This is a genomic window from Enterobacter cloacae complex sp. 6730903 (genome assembly GCF_048283985.1).
GTDB lineage: Bacteria > Pseudomonadota > Gammaproteobacteria > Enterobacterales > Enterobacteriaceae > Enterobacter > Enterobacter hormaechei_C.
Map to the genome: position 1 here is coordinate 17,099 of NZ_JBLVXX010000042.1, position 19,902 is coordinate 37,000.

The following is a 19,902-nucleotide window of genomic DNA, read 5'->3' on the forward strand; positions in this document are numbered from 1 at the left end:
TATTATTTTTCTACCTGATTTTTAGACATGAGGATGATAGGCAAACAGCGCAGGCGCTCCGCCAGTATGAACAAACAAAATGGGTCCTTCATCCTTAAAGCGCTTGCGGGCGATGCCGTCGATCAGGCCCGCCATTGCCTTGCCGGTATAGACCGGGTCGAGCAGAATACCTTCGAGACGGGCCAACAGCTTAACCGCCTCCATCCCTTCATCATTGGGGGTGCCATAGCCCGGCGCGAAATAGTCATCCCACAGCACTATTTCCGCCTTCGCCTGAAGCGCAAGCTGTTCAGACACCGCCTGTTGCAGGGTGACGACTTTCGGCTTCTGGTCCGCAACGCTTCTGGAAACCGTCACGCCAATCAGTTCGACCTCCGGCATCAGCTGTTCAAGCCCGACCGCTAAACCGGCATGGGTCCCCGCACTGCCGGACGCCACCACCACCGAGGATAAACTTACCGCGCCTTCGCACTGCTGAGCGATTTCCAGCGCGCTCTCAACATAGCCGAGGGCACCCAGCGCATTCGAGCCGCCAACCGGGATCACGTACGGACGAAAACCCTGCGCTTCCAGCCGCGTCGCCAGCTCGTCGAGCTGTGCAGCCGGGTCGGTCAACGCGTCGACCATTTCAACCTGCACGTTGAACAGATCCAGCAGCAGACGGTTACCGTTAGTCAGGTAATTCTCTGCCTGCGTGCCGATCGGATTCTCCAGCAGGGCTACGCAGTGGAGTCCCAGCTTCGCCGCCACTGCCGCCGTCTGGCGAACGTGGTTAGACTGAATTGCCCCGGCGGTGATCAGCGTGTCCGCCCCCTCGCGCAGGGCATCGGCGGCGAGAAATTCCAGCTTGCGCAGCTTATTTCCGCCCATCGCCATGGGCGTCACATCGTCACGCTTAATGAAAATATCACGCCCCAGATAGTCAGAAAATCGCGGCAGGTACTCCAGCGGCGTGGGTGCGCCGATAAATTCAAGACGGGGAAAGCGCGTTAAATTCTGTAGTGACATGGTTCCTCCGGTCACGCAAACAATTGTTATTTCATTATGCACGCAGACGCGCGAGAAATAAAAAAGGCGCTTTTAAAAGCGCCTTTTTTTGTCAGTCAGAGACTTATTTCGTCACGTCTGCGCCGAACCACTTCTCAGAAAGCGCTTTAAGGCTGCCGTCTTTCTGCATCTCAGCAATGGCGCCGTCGATGGCTTTCAGCAGATCCTCGTTACCTTTACGCACCGCCACGCCGGACTCCTGACGGGAGAACGCATCACCCGCAACTGCCAGGGTATTGTTGGTTTTCTTCACCAGATCCAGCGCTGCCAGGCGGTCCACCAGAATGGCGTCAATACGGCCTACGCGCAGATCCTGGTATTTCGTCGGGTCATCATCGTAGGTACGGATGTCCACGCCCTGCACGTTCTGGCGCAGCCACTCTTCGTAGTTGGTGCCCAGACCGACGCCGACTTTCTTACCTTTCAGGTCCGCTGCGGACTTGATGCTGCCTTCGTTACCTTTCTTCACCAGCGCCTGAATACCGGACACGGTGTACGGCGTGGAGAAGTCATACTTCTTCTTACGCTCGTCAGAAATGGTTACCTGGTTAATCACCACGTCAATACGTCTGGAGTCCAGTGACGCCAGCATCCCGTCCCATTTGGTGGGTTTCAGGGAGGCTTTAACGCCGAGGTGTTTCGCCAACTCCTGCGCAAACTCCACTTCAAAACCGGTCAGTTTACCGTCGTCGCCCTGGAAGCTGAACGGAGGATAGGTTCCTTCCAGCCCAACCAGCAGCGTGCCGCGCTCTTTAACTTTGTTGAGCAGACTCTCTGCCGCGAACGTTTTCACGCTCATCCCCGCGACCAGCGCAACGGCCATCATCCCCATCAGCGCCTGACGACCCAGAAGTGCTAATTTCATAAGTACCCCGATACAGTGGAATTTTTGAGTAGTGTAGAGAAATCGCCTGCAACGTCAAAGGCGGCTGCGCTACATCTTATTCTTTTTTAATATATATCAGAAGTTGTTCCGGCGCGGACTTTCTGCTTTATGACGCCCGGCATCTGGACTTTAAATTGCGCGTACTTTCGCAACGCGATGCGGTAATTATTGGTACTTGTGGCGGGCAACCAGGGTTCCAGATTTTCATCCAGGTATCCGGTCGTCAGCAGATCGCGGGAGATATTTTGCATGGTCAAATGCTGACCCAGGCGGCGCAGGCGAACCACGTATTCACGCACGGTGCCGTGACTCATCTCCGTTTGTTCAAACAGGAATTGCTTGAAGCCGATAATATCGAAGAAGTCGCTTTGCTCTTTGCAATGGAGATCGCCACAGAAACGGCAAAGCGCTACCCACTCTTTTTGCTCTTCAAGCCAGGCGGCTTCATCCATCAGCGTGTCGAGGCGGGAAATCGCAATCTTGTTCACGATTTCACCGCGACGAACCAGCGTGATGCGGTCGAGTAATTTTTTACAGTGGGCGCAATGCGTCTGGCTGTGTTTAAAGTCTTTCAGGTAGCGGCTTAAAGGCCGTCTTTTAGATTGCTGCACCGTCATGATAACTCCTGGTTGTCAATACGTTGTGCGGCATTTCCAAGGCGAATAACTCACCTATAACTTACCCAGTTTTGTGCGCAGGCGTTTAATGGCCTGGCTGTGCAGCTGGCTCACCCGTGACTCGCCCACCTCCAGCACGGCGCCAATCTCTTTGAGATTGAGCTCTTCCTGGTAATAGAGGGTTAACACCAGTTGCTCACGTTCCGGTAAAGCTTCAATTGCTTCCATCACGCGCTGGCGTAAATTCCCTTCCAGTAAATGGTGTAACGGGTTTTCTTGCTGGTGTTCATCCGTCACCAGCTCGATGCTATCGCCATGCTCTTCGCGCCACTCATCATAAGAGAAGAGTTGGCTGTTATTGGTATCGAGCAACATCTGGCGATACTCTTCAACAGGAATGCCCAGACGTTCCGCCACTTCGGTTTCCGTCGCGTTGCGCCCCAGCTCCTGTTCCAGCTGCCCCATCGCATGCGCCACTTCGCGCGCGTTGCGGCGAACGCTGCGCGGCACCCAGTCGCGGCTGCGCAGCTCGTCCAGCATCGCACCACGAATACGCTGCACTGCGTAAGTCGTAAATGCCGTTCCTTGCAGAGCGTCGTACCGGTCAACTGCATTCAATAACCCGATACCGCCCGCCTGTAGCAGATCGTCCAGTTCCACGCTCGCCGGCAAACGCACCTGGAGGCGCAATGCTTCGTGACGCACCAGCGGAACATAACGCTGCCACAGCGAGTGTTTATCCATTACACCTTCAGCGGTATAGAGTGAATTCACGATAAACAGCCCTGCGTTAGTTGAGTTATCGGCATGATTATCCGATTCTGGAGGGGTTTTAATCGGGTGAATAGTGGGTGAAATGAGGGGTTATTTGGGGGGTTACGCTTATGCGTGGATAGAAAAAACCCCGCCGAAGCGGGGTTTGAGCGTAATCAGGCGATTAGCCTTGCAGCAGAGACAGAACCTGCTGAGGAACCTGGTTAGCTTTGGACAGCACGGAGTTACCGGCCTGCTGAACGATCTGCGCTTTAGACATGTTGGACACTTCGGTCGCATAGTCGGCGTCCTGGATACGGGACTGCGCTTCAGACAGGTTGGTGGTGGTGTTGTTCAGGTTGGTTACGGCAGAGCTCAGACGGTTCTGGACCGCACCCAGTGAAGAACGGAATTTGTCTACGGACGCGATAGCTTTGTCCAGCAGAGCCAGCGGATCGTTGGTAGATGCGCCTGCGAATTCTGCTGTTGCAGCAGTAGTACCATTTTGGCTAAGTTCAATTTTAGCCTGATTACCAGCAGCTGTATCTCCATCAATTGTTACTTTAGTAGCGGCAGCGCCAGCAGCGCCATTAGCATTCACTAATGAGCCATCAGCAACATAGTTTTTACCCTGCACGGTAACAAAACCAACTGCATTGTTTTTTGCATCAGCACCAACCTGAACCAGGCTACCAGCTTGGGTGGCATTAGCAACACCATTCGCTGCGTCATTATAAGTTACGTCGGCTTTGTTCAGTTTAACTGTGCCAGCCGCATCAACAGATGCTGCATAGCTCTTATCGCCATACTGAACAACATAAGTAGGCGTTGCTACGCCACCTTTAGTTACGTTGTGCAGAGAAACAGCTGAGGCATCAGTAATGTTAAGATCGGTCAGAACAGACGCATCCATCTTAACAGCGATTGGCGCATTAGCTCCGTTCGGCAGTTGAGTGATCGCTTCGCCAGTTTCGAGAGCATTTTTAGACACTGAGAAGCCGTTCAGGCCGAGAGTAGAAGAGTCGATTTTTTGCAGATCGATGGAAATAGTCTGACCATCATTCGCACCAACCTGAATCTTCATGGTACCGTCTTTAGCAAGTACGTTCACGCCGTTGAACTGAGTCTGACCAGATACGCGGTCGATTTCAGACAGACGGGATTTGATTTCGTCCTGGATTGAAGACAGGTCAGAATCAGAGTTAGTACCGGTCGTTGCCTGAACGGTCAGTTCACGAACACGCTGAAGGTTGTTGTTGATTTCAGACAGTGCGCCTTCAGTGGTCTGCGCCAGAGAGATACCGTCGTTAGCGTTACGTGCAGCCTGAGTCAGACCTTTGATGTTAGAGGTGAAGCGGTTAGCGATAGCCTGGCCCGCAGCGTCATCTTTCGCGCTGTTGATACGCAGACCAGAAGACAGGCGCTCGATAGAAGAAGACAGAGCGGACTGGTTCTTGTTGATGTTGTTCTGAGTGATCAGCGAGAGGCTGTTGGTATTAATGACTTGTGCCATGATTTCGATTCCTGTTGTTCATCAAATCTGTTTGGTTAGATTTGGGTTTCCACCCTTCGGCTTCATCGCCGTCAAAGGTGTTATCGTCTGGTCCAAAACAACCTTTAGATTTTTTTTCAGGATCGCGTTAATTTTTTTAGCCACGGAAAAGCTCTTCTCTATTACCGTTATTCCCGCCATTAAAAAAAAGAAATTAACCGTAAACTTTCCCCCATTAAGGCCGATAACCCCACTATTCGTTCTACGTGTCGATAGATTAAGGAATAAATATGGCAAGTATTTCATCATTGGGGATTGGATCGGGTCTTAAGTTAGCAGACATTCTGGATAGTCTGACCAAGGCCGAAAAAGAGCAGCTGACGCCGATTTCCAAACAACAGTCATCTTATACCGCCAAGCTGAGCGCTTACGGCACGTTGAAGAGTTCACTGGAAGCGTTTCAGACCGCCAACACCGCGCTGAATAAAGCCGACCTGTTTACGGCGACCAGCACGTCGAGCAGCTCCACGGCATTCAGCGCCACCACCACCGGCAGCGCGATTGCCGGTAAATACACCATCAGCGTGTCGCAGCTGGCGCAGGCGCAAACCCTGACGACCAAAAACGCGCAGCCGGATACCAAAACGGCCATTGCCACGGCTGACAGCAAGATCACCTTTACCGCCGGTAACGGTAAAGATCCGGTGACCGTCGATATCAGCGCGGCAAACTCTTCGCTGACCGGCATTCGCGATGCGATTAACAAAGCTGACGCCGGCGTGACCGCCAGTATTATTAACGTCGGTAATGGTCAGTATCGTCTGTCCATCACCTCCACCGAAACCGGGGCGGACAACGCGGTCAGCATCAGCGTGAGCGGCGACAGCGCCCTGCAATCCTTTATGGGTTACAACGGCACCAGCACTGACGCCAGCAACGGCATGACGGAAAGCGTCACCGCGCAGAACGCGAAGCTGAAGGTGAATAACGTTGATATCGAAAACAGCAGCAACACCATCAGCGATGCGCTGGAAGATATCACCCTGAACCTGAACGACGTCACCACCGGTAACCAGACGCTGACGATCGCTAAAGATACGTCGAAAGCGGAAACGGCGATGAAAGCCTGGGTGGATGCCTACAACACCCTTCAGGACAGCTTTGCATCATTAACCAAATATACGGCGGTTGATGCGGGTACAGATGCGCAGGACTCCAGCAACGGCGCCCTGCTCGGGGACAGCACGCTGCGTACTATTCAGACGCAGCTGAAAACCATGCTGGGCAACTCCGTCGGCGGAACCGCCTATAAAACGCTGTCTCAGGTCGGCATTACCTCAGACCCCAGCACGGGCAAGCTGGAGCTGGACAGCGACAAGCTGAAAAAAGCGCTGACGGATAACCCGTCTGCCGTGAAAGATTTGGTTGTGGGTGACGGTAAAACCACCGGGATCACTACCACCATGGCCACCCATCTGACTGACTGGCTTTCCAGCAAAGGCATTATCCAGGCGGCCAAAGATGGCGTCAGCAAAACGCTGAACAAGCTGACGGATCAATATAACTCAGTTAGCGAACGTATTGACGCAAGAGTGGCACAGTACAAAGCCCAGTTTACCCAGCTGGACGTACTGATGACCTCGCTGAACAACACCAGCAGCTACCTGACGCAGCAGTTCGAAAATACGTCCAGCAACAAGTAGTAAACGCTAATCAGACCCGAGGGGGATAACATGTACGGCGCAAAAGGCACGCAAGCCTACGCAAAGATAGAAGTTGAAAGCGCGGTGATGAGCGCCAGCCAGCAGCAGCTGGTTATCATGCTATTTGATGGAGCCCTCAGCGCGCTGGTACGCGCGCGTCTGTTCCTGGCAGACGGTAATATCCCGGCAAAAGGGCTGGCGCTTTCAAAAGCCATCAACATTATCGAAAACGGGCTGAAGGTTGGCCTGGTGGAAAATAACGGGGATGAGCTTACGCAAAACCTGATTGCCCTTTATGCCTATATGGTACGTCGCCTCCTGCACGCCAACGTGAATAACGACGCCAGCGCCATCGAAGAGGTGGAAACCTTGCTGCGCAATATCGCTGACGGGTGGAAGGAGGTTGCCGGTACGCCACAACTGATGCAGGACGCCGTCTAATGAGTAACGCACCGCAACTTTATGCCCTTTATCAGCAACTCCTTGAGCAGAGCCAGTTGATGTTGCGACTGGCCCGGCAGGGACTATGGGATGATCTGATCATCTGTGAAACCGACTATGTTAATGCGGTGCACTCACTGGCTCGTCTCACTCAGGAAAGTGAACCTTCGATGCAGATTCAGGAGCAGCTTCGCCCGACGCTGCGGGTGATCCTGGACAACGAAGGCCAGGTAAAAACGTTGCTGCAAGCCAGAATGGATGAGCTGGCGAAGCTGGTCGGGCAATCTTCCATCCAGAAAACCGTTCTCTCCACCTACGGTAACCAGGGCGGTCATGTCCTGGTTCCGCAAAGTAATAGCGATATCAATTAGCCATTTAACTGGCGGGCAAACGTTAACCGTTTCGTTCGCCAGGCATTTCTGCCAAACCTGCTCCATACTTGAGTTTCGCGACCTCATGGAGATGGTGCATGCGCAACCCAACACTTTTACAATGTTTTCACTGGTACTACCCCACCGGCGGTGAACTGTGGCGAGAAGTCACGGCATTAGCCCCCAACCTGAACGAAATCGGCATCAATATGGTCTGGTTACCGCCAGCCTACAAAGGGGCATCCGGCGGCTATTCCGTCGGGTATGACTCTTATGATCTTTTCGACCTCGGTGAGTTTGACCAGAAAGGCAGCGTCGCCACCAAATACGGCGATAAAGCCCAGCTGCTGGAGGCCATCAACGCCTTAAAAAGCAACCAGATTGCGGTGCTTCTGGACGTGGTGGTCAACCACAAAATGGGGGCCGATGAAAAGGAACCCGTCCGCGTGCAGCGCGTGGATGCTCAGGATCGCACCCAAATCAGCGATGAGATCATCGAATGTGAAGCCTGGACGCGCTACACCTTCCCCGTTCGGGCCGGGCAGTATTCACAGTTCATCTGGGATTACAAATGCTTCAGCGGTATCGACCACATTGAAAACCCCAATGAGGACGGTATCTTCAAAATCGTGAACGACTACACCGGCGAAGGCTGGAACGATCAGGTCGACGACGAGATGGGCAATTTCGATTACCTGATGGGTGAAAATATTGATTTTCGCAACCACGCGGTGACGGAGGAGATCAAATACTGGGCGCGCTGGGTGATGGAGCAAACCCACTGCGACGGCTTCCGCCTGGACGCGGTAAAACACATCCCGGCCTGGTTCTATAAAGAGTGGATTGAGCACGTTCAGGAGGTGGCCCCGCAGCCGCTGTTTATTGTGGCGGAATACTGGTCTCACGAAGTGGATAAATTGCAGCACTACATCAATCAGGTGGACGGCAAAACCATGCTGTTTGATGCGCCACTGCAAATGAAATTTCACGAAGCCTCACGCCAGGGACGCGACTACGATATGAGCCAGATTTTCACCGGTACGCTGGTGGAAGCCGATCCGTTCCATGCCGTGACGCTGGTAGCCAACCACGACACCCAACCCTTGCAGGCGCTGGAAGCCCCGGTTGAAGCCTGGTTCAAACCGTTGGCGTACGCGCTCATCCTGCTGCGTGAAAACGGCGTGCCGAGCGTGTTCTACCCGGATCTTTTTGGCGCCAGCTATGACGACACCGGCGGGGATGGCGAGACGTATCACATCGATATGCCGGTGATTGAACAACTCCACGAGCTGATCCTCGCCCGGCAGCGTTTTGCCCACGGCGTGCAGACGCTGTTTTTCGATCATCCAAACTGTATTGCGTTTAGCCGCAGCGGGACTGAGGAACACCCGGGCTGTGTGGTGGTGCTGTCGAATGGCGATGACGGCGAGAAGACGATCTGCCTCGGGGAGAATTACGGCAACAAGACCTGGCGTGATTTTTTAGGCAACCGCGAGGAAACCGTGACCACGGCGGCGGATGGCGAAGGGACGTTCTTCTGTAACGGGGGCAGCGTCAGCGTCTGGGTGATTGAGGACGCGCTGTAGTGCTGGAACAGTGCGGTCTGCGGACCCGCTCCCGAAGCGTACGCCATCCTCACAAAATAATGTCTGCACAGACGGCCCCCTCTCCCTTGAGGGAGAGGGCTGGGGTGAGGGGGAACATACGGCTCTGGTGGTCATTCCGTTCACTTTATGTCCTTGCTACTCTGTCACAACATAACCGGTGAACGTGCCAGGGTGGCTCAGTCGCCACCACCCTGGCGACCCGGGCTTCCGGCGGAAAATCGCCGCTTCGCGGTGCCTTAGGCTTATTCCTTCCGGCTTATCGGGGACGGGCGGAGGTAACATCCCTGTAAAGCCCGCCCTCTCGGCGCATCCCTGCGCCTCGCCCCGGCCTACAGGAAACGCCTCAGCGATTTACAGCCGGACCAGAGCATCGCTGAAAGCCTTCAGTCGTTCTCAAACAAGTTTTTTGCTTCGGGTTAAAAGTTACGGAAGCTTACTCTCCAGCGAATTCTTGCTCAGGTAATCTGCGCATTCCACCGTTGGACGGTCAACCTTGTACAGTTCCATACCGTCATACTCCAGCGCCGCCCCATCACGCTCCAGCGGATAGACATCCAGCTTACGCGTCACGTTATAATAATCATCTGAACGCAGCATGATCTTACCCGGCACCGCGATAACGCGCTGCCACTGACGGCAATCCAGCGTATCCCCCTCTGGCGTCACCACCAGCGTGGCGATCGCTTCCGGGCTCACCATCGCGCTCTGCGGCCCTTTCGACTGCCAGTAACCTGCCAGTTGCGAAGGTACCGGGTGCTTAATTACTTCCTGATAGTTATCGACCTGAACACATCCCGCTAACGTCAGCATCGCAGCCACAATTGCTACTTTTTTCATCATCTTTCCTGCATGCGAAGAAAAAAATATTGTGGCATTAAAGCCATCAGGCTGCCAGCGTAAGATAGGTATTGATTAAACCTGCATCCCCATCACTTCCTGGTATGCCGACACCAGCTTGTTACGCACCTGCAACCCCATCTGCAATGACACCGACGCTTTTTGCAGATCGGCCATCACATCGTTGAGCGCCACGCCGGGTTCGCCAAGGGTAAATCTCTCAGCCTGGGTACGGGCCGCGTTTTGCTTGTCGCTGATCCGGTCCAGCGCCGCATGCAGTTGACCGGCGAAGCTAACGCCCGGCGGCTGGTCAGCCACGCTCTGGTTACGGGCGGTCATCGCCGTTGCCTGTAACTGACTGAGTACCCCTTCAATGCCCTGTATAGCCATGACTCTCCCCTGGATGGTTTTTTACGAGGTCAAGACTAACAGCTTGTCAATAAGATAATGGCGGTAAATAGCGTTAAAAAACCAGGTTATTTGACGCATAGAAAATCCCGAATCATCAAATAATGGCAGGGCCATCAGTATGGAACTTTTGTCGTGTTTGCCGACCCGGGAGTCAGTTTTGTTTCTCTACACGAATAACGTAAACCACCAGGATTTAAGAGGTGCGCAATGAGTGCGACAGCAGCATCGACAGCGCCGCAGAATAAATCACTCGAGTGGATGAACCGCCTTCGCGCCAACCCTAAGATCCCGTTGATTGTGGCAGGCGCTGCCGCCATTGCGATCGTTGTCGCGATGGTCTTATGGGCAAAAAGCCCGGATTACCGCACGCTCTACAGCAACCTTTCCGATCAGGATGGCGGCGCCATCGTCACCCAGCTGACCCAGATGAACATCCCGTATCGCTTTGCCGATAACGGCGGTGCGCTTGAAGTACCGGCAGATAAAGTGCACGAGCTTCGCCTGCGTCTCGCCCAGCAGGGGCTGCCAAAAGGCGGCGCGGTTGGGTTTGAGCTGCTGGATCAGGAAAAATTCGGCATCAGTCAGTTCAGCGAGCAGGTTAACTATCAGCGCGCACTGGAAGGTGAACTGGCCCGTACGATTGAAACCTTAGGCCCGGTGAAAAGTGCCCGTGTGCACCTGGCGATGCCTAAGCCGTCCCTGTTTGTCCGCGAACAAAAGTCCCCTTCTGCCTCTGTGACCGTTAACCTCGAACCTGGCCGTGCGCTGGATGAAGGGCAGATCAGCGCCGTCACGCACCTGGTCTCCAGTGCGGTGGCCGGTCTGCCGCCGGGTAACGTTACGCTGGTGGATCAGAGTGGTCATCTGCTGACGCAGTCCAACACCACCGGGCGCGATCTCAATGACGCTCAGCTGAAATACGCCGCCGATGTGGAAGGCCGTCTCCAGCGCCGCATCGAAGCGATTCTGGGCCCGGTGGTCGGCAGCAGCAACGTACACGCGCAGGTCACCGCGCAGATTGATTTCTCGAATAAAGAACAGACCGAAGAGCAGTACGCTCCGAACGGGGATGCCTCCCGTGCCGTGTTACGCTCGCGTCAAATCAATGAGACGGAACAGGTCGGCGGCCAGTATCCTGGCGGTGTGCCGGGCGCGCTCTCTAACCAGCCTGCGCCTGCCAACGCCGCGCCAATCTCCACCCCGCCGGCAAACCCGCAGAACGGTCAGCAAACGAATCAGCAGACGACCTCGACCGCGAACAGTACCGGCCCGCGTAACAGCAGCCGTAACGAAACGACCAACTACGAAGTCGACCGGACTATCCGCCATACCAAACTGAACACGGGCGATATTCAGCGTCTCTCTGTTGCCGTGGTGGTGAACTACAAAACGCTGCCGGACGGTAAACCGCTGCCGCTCACGGCGGAGCAGATGAAGCAGATCGAAGATTTGACCCGCGAAGCGATGGGCTTCTCTGAAAAACGTGGCGATACCCTCAACGTTGTGAACTCACCGTTCAACCCGGTGGATGAGTCCGGTGGCGAACTGCCGTTCTGGCAACAGCAGGCGTTCTTCGATCAGCTGATGTCCGCAGGCCGCTGGCTGCTGGTGCTGATTGTCGCGTGGCTGCTGTGGCGTAAGGGTGTCCGTCCTCAGCTACAGCGTCGTGCTGAAGCCGAGAAAGCCGCGCTGGAACAGAAGAACGCGCGTCCGGATGAGGAAGAAGCGGTTGAAGTTCGTCTCAGCAAAGATGAACAGATGCAGCAGCGTCGTGCTAACCAGCGCATGGGCGCAGAGGTGATGAGCCAGCGCATTCGCGAAATGTCAGATAACGATCCGCGCGTCGTCGCGCTGGTCATCCGCGGTTGGATGGGTAACGAACATGAGTAATACGCTTACAGGCACCGATAAGAGCGTCATCCTGCTGATGACTATTGGCGAAGATCGCGCGGCGGAGGTGTTTAAACACCTCTCCCAGCGAGAAGTGCAGATCCTCAGCGCGGCGATGGCCAACGTGCGCCAGATCTCCAACAAGCAGCTGACCGAAGTGCTGGCGGAGTTTGAGCAGGAAGCCGAGCAGTTTGCGGCGCTCAACGTCAACGCCAACGAATACCTGCGCTCCGTGCTGGTTAAGGCGCTCGGCGAAGAGCGCGCCGCCAGCCTGCTGGAAGATATTCTCGAAACGCGCGACACCGCCAGCGGGATCGAAACGCTCAACTTTATGGAGCCGCAAAGCGCCGCCGATCTTATTCGCGACGAGCACCCGCAGATTATCGCCACCATTCTGGTCCACCTCAAACGGGGTCAGGCAGCCGATATTCTGGCGCTGTTCGACGAGCGCCTGCGCCACGACGTAATGCTGCGTATCGCCACCTTCGGCGGCGTCCAGCCAGCCGCGCTGGCGGAGCTGACCGAAGTGCTGAACAACCTGCTCGACGGCCAGAACCTCAAGCGCAGCAAAATGGGCGGCGTGAGAACGGCAGCGGAAATCATCAACCTGATGAAAACGCAGCAGGAAGAGGCGGTTATTACGGCGGTACGCGAGTTCGACGGCGAACTGGCGCAGAAAATTATTGACGAGATGTTCCTGTTCGAAAACCTGGTCGAAGTGGACGATCGCAGCATCCAGCGCCTGCTCCAGGAGGTGGACTCCGAATCGCTGCTTATCGCCCTCAAAGGCGCCGAGCAGCCGCTGCGCGAGAAGTTCCTGCGCAACATGTCCCAGCGTGCGGCCGATATCCTGCGCGACGACCTGGCCAACCGTGGCCCGGTGCGTCTGTCTCAGGTGGAAAACGAACAGAAAGCGATCCTGCTTATTGTTCGTCGTCTGGCAGAAACCGGCGAGATGGTGATTGGCAGCGGAGACGACACCTATGTCTGATGAACTGTCGTGGAAGCGCTGGACGCCTGACGACCTCTCCCCTCCCACCGCAGAGTTCACCCCTGCCGTTGTGTCGTCCGACGAGGGCGACGCCGGGGCGGGTATCCCCGAGCTGAGTGAAGAGGAACAGCGCGCCCAGATGCTGGCCCAGATGCAAATGCAGGCGCACGAGCAGGGCTTCAACGCCGGGATGAACGAAGGCCGTCAGACCGGGCACGCACAGGGTTATCAGGAAGGGCTGGCGAAAGGTTTAGAGCAGGGCATCGAGCAGGCGCGCCAGCAGCAGGCGCCGCTGCATGCCCGCATGCAGCAGCTGGTGAGCGAGTTTCAGCACACGCTGGATGCGCTCGACAGCGTGATCGCCTCGCGCCTGATGCAGATGGCGCTGGAGGCGGCCCGTCAGGTGATCGGCCAGACGCCGGTAGTGGATAACGCCGCGCTGATTAAGCAGATCCAGGGGCTGCTCCAGCAGGAGCCGCTGTTCAGCGGCAAACCGCAGCTGCGCGTTCATCCTGATGATTTGCAGCGCGTGGAAGAGAGCCTCGGCGCGACGCTGAGCCTGCACGGCTGGCGGCTGCGCGGCGATCCGTCGCTCCATCACGGAGGCTGTAAGGTCTCGGCGGATGAGGGCGATCTGGATGCCAGCGTTGCGACCCGCTGGCAGGAACTGTGCCGCCTGGCGGCGCCGGGAGTCGTCTGATGACCGCTCGCCTTACGCGCTGGCTTAACACGCTCGATAATTTTGAAACGAAGATGGCGCAGCTGCCATCCGTTCGTCGTTATGGACGCCTGACGCGCGCCACCGGTCTGGTCCTGGAAGCCACGGGGCTGCAACTTCCGCTCGGCGCCACCTGCGTGATTGAGCGGCAGGACGGGGGGGAGACGCGTGAAGTGGAAAGCGAAGTGGTCGGGTTCAACGGTCAGCGCCTGTTTCTGATGCCCCTTGAAGAAGTGGAAGGGATTTTGCCCGGCGCCCGCGTCTACGCGAAAAACATCAGCGGCGACGGCCTGCAAAGCGGCAAACAGCTCCCGCTCGGTCCGGCGCTGCTGGGCCGCGTGCTGGACGGAAGCGGCAAACCGCTCGATGGCCTGCCCTCCCCTGATACCACCGAAACCGGCGCGCTGATCACCCAACCCTTCAACCCGCTGCAACGCACCCCAATCGAGCACGTACTGGATACCGGCGTGCGGCCGATTAACGCTCTGCTCACCGTGGGACGCGGCCAGCGTATGGGGCTGTTTGCCGGCTCCGGCGTGGGTAAATCGGTCCTGCTCGGCATGATGGCGCGTTATACCCAGGCGGACGTTATCGTGGTTGGCCTGATTGGTGAGCGTGGTCGCGAAGTCAAAGATTTTATCGAAAACATTCTGGGTGCGGAGGGCCGCGCCCGCTCGGTGGTGATCGCCGCGCCTGCGGACGTGTCGCCGCTGCTGCGTATGCAGGGTGCCGCCTACGCCACGCGTATTGCGGAAGATTTCCGCGACCGGGGCCAGCACGTACTGCTGATTATGGACTCCCTGACCCGCTACGCGATGGCGCAGCGTGAGATTGCGCTGGCCATCGGCGAGCCGCCCGCGACCAAAGGTTACCCGCCGTCGGTCTTCGCCAAGCTCCCGGCGTTGGTTGAGCGCGCGGGGAACGGCATCAGCGGCGGCGGCTCCATCACCGCGTTCTATACGGTACTGACCGAAGGCGATGACCAGCAGGACCCAATTGCCGACTCCGCGCGCGCGATCCTCGACGGCCATATCGTGCTGTCGCGCCGTCTGGCCGAAGCCGGGCACTACCCGGCGATTGATATTGAAGCGTCGATCAGCCGTGCGATGACGGCCCTGATCACCGAGCAACACTACGCCCGCGTGCGTAACTTCAAACAACTGCTCTCCAGCTTCCAGCGCAACCGCGATCTGGTCAGCGTCGGGGCGTACGCCAAAGGCAGCGACCCGATGCTCGATAAAGCGATTGCCCTGTGGCCGCAGCTGGAGGCATTTCTGCAACAGGGTATTTTTGAACGCGCCGACTGGGAAGATTCCCTCCAGGCACTGGAGCTGATTTTCCCGCAGGTGTAACACAGGTGGAGGGCGAAGGTCATGGCGCAGAACAGCGCGTTATCAACGCTGAAAGATCTGGCTGAAAAAGAAGTTGATGATGCCGCATTGCAGCTTGGCGCAATGCGACGCGGGTGCCAGCAGGCTGAAGAACAGTTGAAGATGTTAATCGACTATCAGCATGAATATCGCACCAACCTTAACACCGACATGACGCAGGGCATTGGTAGCCAGCGCTGGATTAACTATCAGCAGTTTATCCAGACGCTGGAAAAGGCGATTGAGCAGCATCGCCAGCAGCTTAACCAGTGGACGCAAAAAGTCGATACCGCGCTGAATTTCTGGCGCGAGAAAAAACAGCGGTTGCAGGCCTGGCAAACCTTACAGGACCGGCAGATTGCAGCCTCGACCCTGGCGGAAAACCGTCTGGATCAGAAAAAAATGGATGAGTTTGCCCAGCGCGCATCAATGAGGAAACCAGAATGATCACACTGCAACAACTGCTGATGACCGACAGCGACCCGTCCGGCGGCACGCTGACCGGGAAAGGCGCTGAGGGCGCGCAAGATTTTCTCTCTCTGCTGGCGGGCGCGCTGACCGAGACCACCGGCAAAGGCAAAGATGCCCCGCTGACGCTGGCGGACCTGAAAGCGGCGGGCAGCAAGCTGTCGACAGCGGCAAAGGAAAAAAACGGTGATACCACGCTCCAGGCCAAAATTGCCGAGCTGCTCTCCCGTCAGGAGACCCTGACTGGTGAAGATACCGCCGTCTCCCTGCAAAGCCTCGTCTCCGGCCTGAAACCCGCAGCGAATACCGATGCGCTGAAGACGCTGACCCAGCCGGAGGCGAAAACAAACAGCGAGACCACGACTGAAGAAGAGGAGCTGGCCGGGTTAAGCGCGCTGATGGCGATGTTACCGCACCAGCAGACCACCACCCCGGTAGCGACGCAGCCTGCGAGCACCGGGGAGATCGCCCCCCGTGCCGCCCTCCCCTCTGCGCTAGCCCAGACGGACAACGGCCAGCATCAGCCGCTTAGCCAGGCGTTAACGGGTCAGGAAAAAATGCCGGTTCAGGACAGCGACACATCGCTGCCCGCCACGGCAGCCGTTACGCCAGCCGTCGCCGCCGTCGCGGAGAAGCAGGACGTAGCGAGCGCGGCGTCGTCTGCCGCCAGCCCAACCGCGACGCTGGCCCCGATCGTCAGTCACCTGGCGCCCTCCCAGCCTGCCGCTACCGTTGCGACAGCGCCGGTGTTAAGCCAGCCGCTGGGCACGCACGAATGGCAGCAGAATCTGAGCCAGCACATCACCCTGTTCACAAAGCAGGGACAGCAGACCGCAGAGCTGCGTCTGCACCCGGAAGATCTGGGTCAGGTGCAAATTTCGCTTAAGCTGGATGACAACCAGGCGCAGTTGCAGATGGTTTCGCCCCACAGCCACGTTCGCGCGGCGCTGGAAGCGGCCCTGCCGATCCTGCGCACGCAGCTTGCGGAAAACGGCATTCAGCTTTCCCAAAGCAGCGTCAGCAGCGAGGGCTTTGCCGGGCAACAGCAGTCCTCATCCGGGCAGCAACAGCACGCTTCGCGTTCCGGCCAGCATGGCGGGTTTAACGATGAGAGTGAAGAGTTATTGCCTGCCCCTGCCGCCCTGCAATCCGCCGCGCGCGGCAGCCGTGCCGTAGACATCTTTGCCTAAACGCCAGAGGTAACGTGATTATCCCCGTCTTTTCCACGCTTTGACCTAAGCCGGACACGGGATAATCACCGTATTAAGCTGTACCGAAACAGGAAGCTCGTATCAGATGACAGACTCCGCTATCACCAAAAAAAGCAAGCGTTCCATCTGGATCCCGCTGCTGGTGTTGATTACCCTCGCGGCCTGCGCCACCGCAGGCTACAGTTACTGGCGTATGCAGCAGGAACCCTCCAGCGCGGCCGCCAAAGCTGAAGCGCCGCCTCCACCGGCGCCGGTCTTCTACCCGCTGGATACGTTCACCGTCAATCTGGGCGATGCGGATCGCGTGCTTTACGTGGGCATTACGCTGCGTCTGAAAGATGAAGCGACCCGTGCACGTCTGAACGACTACCTGCCAGAAGTGCGTAGCCGTCTGCTGCTGCTGTTTTCTCGTCAGGATGCCTCCGCGCTCGCCACCGATGTGGGCAAGCAAAAGCTGGTCGATGCCATAAAACAGACGCTGGCGACCCCGCTGGTAAACGGCCAACCTAAGCAGGAAGTCACTGACGTTCTGTATACAGCCTTCATTCTGCGGTAACGACATGGGCGACAGTATTCTTTCTCAGGCAGAAATCGATGCGCTGCTCAACGGCGACAGCGATAAAAGTGACGAACCGAAACCGGGTCTGACCGGCGACGATAATATTCGTCCCTACGATCCCAATACCCAGCGTCGCGTGGTGCGCGAGCGTTTACAGGCGCTGGAGATCATCAACGAACGTTTCGCACGTCAGTTCCGTATGGGGCTGTTTAACCTGCTGCGTCGTAGCCCGGATATCACCGTCGGTGCGATCCGCATTCAGCCGTATCATGAGTTTGCCCGCAACCTGCCGGTGCCAACCAACCTTAACCTGATCCATCTGAAACCGCTGCGCGGTACCGGCCTGGTTGTGTTCTCGCCAAGCCTGGTGTTCATCGCGGTGGATAACCTGTTCGGTGGCGATGGCCGTTTCCCGACCAAAGTGGAAGGCCGCGAGTTTACCCATACCGAACAGCGCGTGATTAACCGCATGCTGAAGCTGGCGCTGGAGTCCTACAGCGACGCGTGGAAAGCGATTAACCCGCTGGAAGTGGAGTACGTACGTTCCGAGATGCAGGTGAAGTTTACCAACATCACCACCTCCCCGAATGACATCGTCGTGAACACCCCGTTCCACGTCGAGATCGGCAACCTGACGGGCGAGTTCAACATCTGTCTGCCGTTCAGCATGATTGAACCGCTGCGCGAACTGCTGGTGAACCCGCCGCTGGAGAACTCACGTCACGAAGATCAGAACTGGCGTGAAAACCTGGTGCGTCAGGTGCAGCATTCGCAGCTGGAGCTGGTAGCCAACTTCGCCGACATCTCCATGCGGTTATCGCAGATCCTGAAATTACAACCCGGCGACGTTTTGCCGATAGATAAACCCGACCGCATTATTGCCCATGTGGATGGCGTACCCGTGCTGACAAGCCAGTACGGCACGATTAACGGCCAGTATGCGTTACGCGTTGAGCACTTGATCAACCCGATTTTGAATTCGCTGAATGAGGAACAGCCCAAATGAGTGACATGAACAATCCGTCCGATGAAAACAGCGGAGCACTGGACGATCTGTGGGCTGACGCGTTAAACGAGCAGAAAACGACGCCGACGAAAAGCGCGGCAGACGCGGTCTTTCAGCAGTTAGGCGGCGGCGACGTCAGCGGCACGTTGCAGGACATCGACCTGATTATGGACATTCCGGTCAAGCTCACCGTTGAGCTGGGTCGCACCCGCATGACCATTAAAGAGCTGCTGCGCCTGACGCAGGGTTCCGTGGTGGCGCTTGACGGTTTAGCGGGTGAGCCGCTGGATATTCTGATCAACGGCTACCTGATTGCACAGGGCGAAGTAGTGGTGGTGGCCGATAAATACGGCGTACGTATCACCGACATCATTACCCCTTCCGAACGCATGCGTCGTCTGAGCCGTTAAGTATGAAAACCCAGGCAACACTGTCCGCGCCCTCCGCCGTACCCGGCTCACCGCTGCTCCAGGTGAGCGGCGCGCTGTTCGGTATTATTGCCTTTATCCTTATCGCCGCCTGGCTGGCAAAGCGTTTCGGTCTGGCGGGGAAAACGGCCGGTACCCGCGGGTTGAAGGTCAGCGCCAGCACCCCGCTCGGGCCGCGCGAACGCGTGGTCATTGTGGAGGTGGAAGATGCGCGACTGGTGCTGGGCGTGACCGCCTCCAGCATTAACGTTCTTCACACGCTTCCCCCTGCGCCTGCCACGGTGGAGGCTAACGCCCAGGCCCCTGCGGATTTCCAGTCCGTTATGAAGAGTTTGCTCAAGCGTCCCGGGAGATCCTGATGCGCCGTTTGTTATTCCTTACGCTGGCAGGCCTGGGCCTGTTCGCGCCCTCTGTGTATGCGCAACTGCCGGGGCTGGTTTCCACGCCGCTGGCGAACGGGGGGCAAAGCTGGTCCCTGTCCGTGCAGACGCTGGTGTTCATCACCTCGCTGACCTTTATCCCGGCGATCCTGCTGATGATGACCAGCTTCACCCGCATCATCATTGTGTTTGGCCTGCTGCGCAACGCGCTCGGCACGCCGTCCGCGCCGCCCAATCAGGTGCTGCTGGGTTTAGCCCTGTTCCTGACCTTTTTCATTATGTCGCCGGTGATCGACAAGATTTACACCGAGGCCTACCAGCCGTTCAGCGAAGATAAAATTTCCATGCAGGTTGCCCTGGAAAAAGGCGCGCAGCCATTACGTGAATTTATGCTTCGCCAGACGCGCGAAGCGGATCTGGCCCTGTTTGCCCGTCTCGCTAACACCGGTGAGTTACAGGGACCGGAAGCGGTGCCGATGCGCATTCTGCTCCCGGCGTATGTGACCAGTGAACTGAAAACGGCGTTCCAGATTGGCTTCACCATTTTCATTCCGTTCCTGATTATTGACCTGGTGATCGCCAGCGTCCTGATGGCGCTCGGGATGATGATGGTCCCGCCCGCAACCATTGCCCTGCCCTTTAAGATCATGCTGTTCGTGCTGGTCGACGGCTGGCAGCTGCTGGTCAGCTCGCTGGCGCAGAGTTTCTACAGTTGA

The 19,902-nt window shown here is 56.9% G+C and carries 22 protein-coding genes; 15 read left to right on the top strand and 7 right to left on the bottom strand.

All coding sequences use genetic code 11. From position 1 onward, the window contains the following. Positions 1-21 precede the first annotated feature (21 nt). The 5 genes from dcyD to ACNQ0W_RS19200 form a co-directional block, all read right to left on the bottom strand. On the bottom strand, positions 22-1,008 hold the full coding sequence (gene dcyD / locus ACNQ0W_RS19180; RefSeq protein ID WP_062933821.1) for a D-cysteine desulfhydrase: 987 nt from the start codon (positions 1,006-1,008) through the stop codon (positions 22-24). A gap of 103 nt (positions 1,009-1,111) precedes the next feature. Beyond that, on the bottom strand, positions 1,112-1,912 hold the full coding sequence (gene tcyJ, locus ACNQ0W_RS19185; RefSeq protein ID WP_062933820.1) for a cystine ABC transporter substrate-binding protein: 801 nt from the start codon (positions 1,910-1,912) through the stop codon (positions 1,112-1,114). A gap of 86 nt (positions 1,913-1,998) precedes the next feature. Next, positions 1,999-2,550, bottom strand: coding sequence for a flagella biosynthesis regulatory protein FliZ (gene fliZ / locus ACNQ0W_RS19190; RefSeq protein WP_062933819.1), 552 nt, complete (start codon positions 2,548-2,550; stop codon positions 1,999-2,001). Positions 2,551-2,604: 54 nt separating this feature from the next. Further along, a complete protein-coding gene (locus tag ACNQ0W_RS19195; protein ID WP_003859623.1) occupies positions 2,605-3,324 on the bottom strand; it encodes an RNA polymerase sigma factor FliA in 720 nt (239 codons plus the stop codon). A 163-nt stretch (positions 3,325-3,487) separates the two neighbouring features. After that, the gene (locus ACNQ0W_RS19200; protein WP_062933818.1) at positions 3,488-4,816 is read right to left on the bottom strand and encodes a flagellin; all 1,329 of its coding nucleotides are present in this window, start codon (positions 4,814-4,816) and stop codon (positions 3,488-3,490) included. Between the two features lie 269 nt (positions 4,817-5,085). On the opposite strand from ACNQ0W_RS19200, the gene fliD reads away from it, so the two are divergent. The 4 genes from fliD (at position 5,086) to amyA (ending at position 8,896) form a co-directional block, all read left to right on the top strand. Then, positions 5,086-6,498, top strand: a complete 1,413-nt coding sequence (gene fliD / locus ACNQ0W_RS19205; RefSeq protein WP_062933817.1) for a flagellar filament capping protein FliD — start codon at positions 5,086-5,088, stop codon at positions 6,496-6,498. Between the two features lie 30 nt (positions 6,499-6,528). Then, positions 6,529-6,939: a flagellar export chaperone FliS gene (gene fliS, locus ACNQ0W_RS19210; RefSeq protein WP_047063139.1), complete on the top strand. Its 411-nt coding sequence runs from the start codon at positions 6,529-6,531 to the stop codon at positions 6,937-6,939. Next, positions 6,939-7,310, top strand: a complete 372-nt coding sequence (gene fliT / locus ACNQ0W_RS19215; protein ID WP_006811148.1) for a flagella biosynthesis regulatory protein FliT — start codon at positions 6,939-6,941, stop codon at positions 7,308-7,310. The genes fliS and fliT overlap by 1 nt, the downstream gene beginning before the upstream one ends. Before the next feature lie 98 nt (positions 7,311-7,408). After that, entirely contained in the window at positions 7,409-8,896 is a 1,488-nt protein-coding gene (gene amyA / locus ACNQ0W_RS19220) for an alpha-amylase (RefSeq protein ID WP_003859614.1), read from the top strand. A 444-nt stretch (positions 8,897-9,340) separates the two neighbouring features. Here the strand turns inward: amyA and yedD are convergent, their stop codons facing one another. Together yedD and fliE are read right to left on the bottom strand one after the other, a co-directional pair. Then, positions 9,341-9,754: a lipoprotein YedD gene (gene yedD / locus ACNQ0W_RS19225; protein ID WP_062932913.1), complete on the bottom strand. Its 414-nt coding sequence runs from the start codon at positions 9,752-9,754 to the stop codon at positions 9,341-9,343. Positions 9,755-9,829: 75 nt separating this feature from the next. Next, positions 9,830-10,144: a flagellar hook-basal body complex protein FliE gene (gene fliE, locus ACNQ0W_RS19230; RefSeq protein ID WP_003859612.1), complete on the bottom strand. Its 315-nt coding sequence runs from the start codon at positions 10,142-10,144 to the stop codon at positions 9,830-9,832. 228 nt (positions 10,145-10,372) lie between these two features. On the opposite strand from fliE, the gene fliF reads away from it, so the two are divergent. The 11 genes from fliF (at position 10,373) to fliP (ending at position 19,902) form a co-directional block, all read left to right on the top strand. Beyond that, positions 10,373-12,055 carry a flagellar basal-body MS-ring/collar protein FliF gene (gene fliF, locus ACNQ0W_RS19235; RefSeq protein WP_062932912.1) on the top strand — a complete coding sequence of 561 codons (1,683 nt, stop codon included), beginning with the start codon at positions 10,373-10,375 and terminating at the stop codon, positions 12,053-12,055. Further along, positions 12,048-13,046: a flagellar motor switch protein FliG gene (gene fliG / locus ACNQ0W_RS19240; protein ID WP_003859608.1), complete on the top strand. Its 999-nt coding sequence runs from the start codon at positions 12,048-12,050 to the stop codon at positions 13,044-13,046. The genes fliF and fliG overlap by 8 nt, the downstream gene beginning before the upstream one ends. Further along, complete coding sequence (gene fliH / locus ACNQ0W_RS19245) at positions 13,039-13,746, top strand: flagellar assembly protein FliH (RefSeq protein ID WP_017693145.1); 708 nt, start codon at positions 13,039-13,041, stop codon at positions 13,744-13,746. Before fliG ends, fliH begins: the two co-directional genes overlap by 8 nt. Continuing rightward, a complete protein-coding gene (gene fliI, locus ACNQ0W_RS19250; protein ID WP_017693144.1) occupies positions 13,746-15,116 on the top strand; it encodes a flagellar protein export ATPase FliI in 1,371 nt (456 codons plus the stop codon). The genes fliH and fliI overlap by 1 nt, the downstream gene beginning before the upstream one ends. A 21-nt stretch (positions 15,117-15,137) precedes the next feature. Then, a complete protein-coding gene (gene fliJ / locus ACNQ0W_RS19255; protein WP_006811155.1) occupies positions 15,138-15,581 on the top strand; it encodes a flagellar export protein FliJ in 444 nt (147 codons plus the stop codon). Further along, a complete protein-coding gene (fliK, locus tag ACNQ0W_RS19260; protein WP_062932911.1) occupies positions 15,578-16,792 on the top strand; it encodes a flagellar hook length control protein FliK in 1,215 nt (404 codons plus the stop codon). Before fliJ ends, fliK begins: the two co-directional genes overlap by 4 nt. A gap of 106 nt (positions 16,793-16,898) precedes the next feature. Next, positions 16,899-17,369 (top strand): flagellar basal body-associated protein FliL, encoded by a 471-nt coding sequence (fliL, locus tag ACNQ0W_RS19265; protein WP_003859598.1) that lies wholly within the window; start codon positions 16,899-16,901, stop codon positions 17,367-17,369. Positions 17,370-17,373: 4 nt separating this feature from the next. After that, the gene (gene fliM / locus ACNQ0W_RS19270) at positions 17,374-18,378 is read left to right on the top strand and encodes a flagellar motor switch protein FliM (protein ID WP_003859594.1); all 1,005 of its coding nucleotides are present in this window, start codon (positions 17,374-17,376) and stop codon (positions 18,376-18,378) included. Further along, positions 18,375-18,788: a flagellar motor switch protein FliN gene (gene fliN, locus ACNQ0W_RS19275; RefSeq protein WP_003859592.1), complete on the top strand. Its 414-nt coding sequence runs from the start codon at positions 18,375-18,377 to the stop codon at positions 18,786-18,788. The genes fliM and fliN overlap by 4 nt, the downstream gene beginning before the upstream one ends. A 2-nt stretch (positions 18,789-18,790) precedes the next feature. Next, positions 18,791-19,165, top strand: a complete 375-nt coding sequence (gene fliO, locus ACNQ0W_RS19280) for a flagellar biosynthetic protein FliO (protein WP_003859591.1) — start codon at positions 18,791-18,793, stop codon at positions 19,163-19,165. After that, complete coding sequence (fliP, locus tag ACNQ0W_RS19285) at positions 19,165-19,902, top strand: flagellar type III secretion system pore protein FliP (RefSeq protein WP_003859589.1); 738 nt, start codon at positions 19,165-19,167, stop codon at positions 19,900-19,902. The genes fliO and fliP overlap by 1 nt, the downstream gene beginning before the upstream one ends.

Coding starts and splice junctions, on each gene's coding strand:
- dcyD (WP_062933821.1), bottom strand. CDS start 1,008: ATGTCACTACAGAATTTAACGCGCTTTCCCCGTCTTGAATTTATCGGC.
- tcyJ (WP_062933820.1), bottom strand. CDS start 1,912: ATGAAATTAGCACTTCTGGGTCGTCAGGCGCTGATGGGGATGATGGCC.
- fliZ (WP_062933819.1), bottom strand. CDS start 2,550: ATGACGGTGCAGCAATCTAAAAGACGGCCTTTAAGCCGCTACCTGAAA.
- ACNQ0W_RS19200 (WP_062933818.1), bottom strand. CDS start 4,816: ATGGCACAAGTCATTAATACCAACAGCCTCTCGCTGATCACTCAGAAC.
- fliD (WP_062933817.1), top strand. CDS start 5,086: ATGGCAAGTATTTCATCATTGGGGATTGGATCGGGTCTTAAGTTAGCA.
- fliS (WP_047063139.1), top strand. CDS start 6,529: ATGTACGGCGCAAAAGGCACGCAAGCCTACGCAAAGATAGAAGTTGAA.
- fliT (WP_006811148.1), top strand. CDS start 6,939: ATGAGTAACGCACCGCAACTTTATGCCCTTTATCAGCAACTCCTTGAG.
- amyA (WP_003859614.1), top strand. CDS start 7,409: ATGCGCAACCCAACACTTTTACAATGTTTTCACTGGTACTACCCCACC.
- yedD (WP_062932913.1), bottom strand. CDS start 9,754: ATGAAAAAAGTAGCAATTGTGGCTGCGATGCTGACGTTAGCGGGATGT.
- fliE (WP_003859612.1), bottom strand. CDS start 10,144: ATGGCTATACAGGGCATTGAAGGGGTACTCAGTCAGTTACAGGCAACG.
- fliF (WP_062932912.1), top strand. CDS start 10,373: ATGAGTGCGACAGCAGCATCGACAGCGCCGCAGAATAAATCACTCGAG.
- fliG (WP_003859608.1), top strand. CDS start 12,048: ATGAGTAATACGCTTACAGGCACCGATAAGAGCGTCATCCTGCTGATG.
- fliH (WP_017693145.1), top strand. CDS start 13,039: ATGTCTGATGAACTGTCGTGGAAGCGCTGGACGCCTGACGACCTCTCC.
- fliI (WP_017693144.1), top strand. CDS start 13,746: ATGACCGCTCGCCTTACGCGCTGGCTTAACACGCTCGATAATTTTGAA.
- fliJ (WP_006811155.1), top strand. CDS start 15,138: ATGGCGCAGAACAGCGCGTTATCAACGCTGAAAGATCTGGCTGAAAAA.
- fliK (WP_062932911.1), top strand. CDS start 15,578: ATGATCACACTGCAACAACTGCTGATGACCGACAGCGACCCGTCCGGC.
- fliL (WP_003859598.1), top strand. CDS start 16,899: ATGACAGACTCCGCTATCACCAAAAAAAGCAAGCGTTCCATCTGGATC.
- fliM (WP_003859594.1), top strand. CDS start 17,374: ATGGGCGACAGTATTCTTTCTCAGGCAGAAATCGATGCGCTGCTCAAC.
- fliN (WP_003859592.1), top strand. CDS start 18,375: ATGAGTGACATGAACAATCCGTCCGATGAAAACAGCGGAGCACTGGAC.
- fliO (WP_003859591.1), top strand. CDS start 18,791: ATGAAAACCCAGGCAACACTGTCCGCGCCCTCCGCCGTACCCGGCTCA.
- fliP (WP_003859589.1), top strand. CDS start 19,165: ATGCGCCGTTTGTTATTCCTTACGCTGGCAGGCCTGGGCCTGTTCGCG.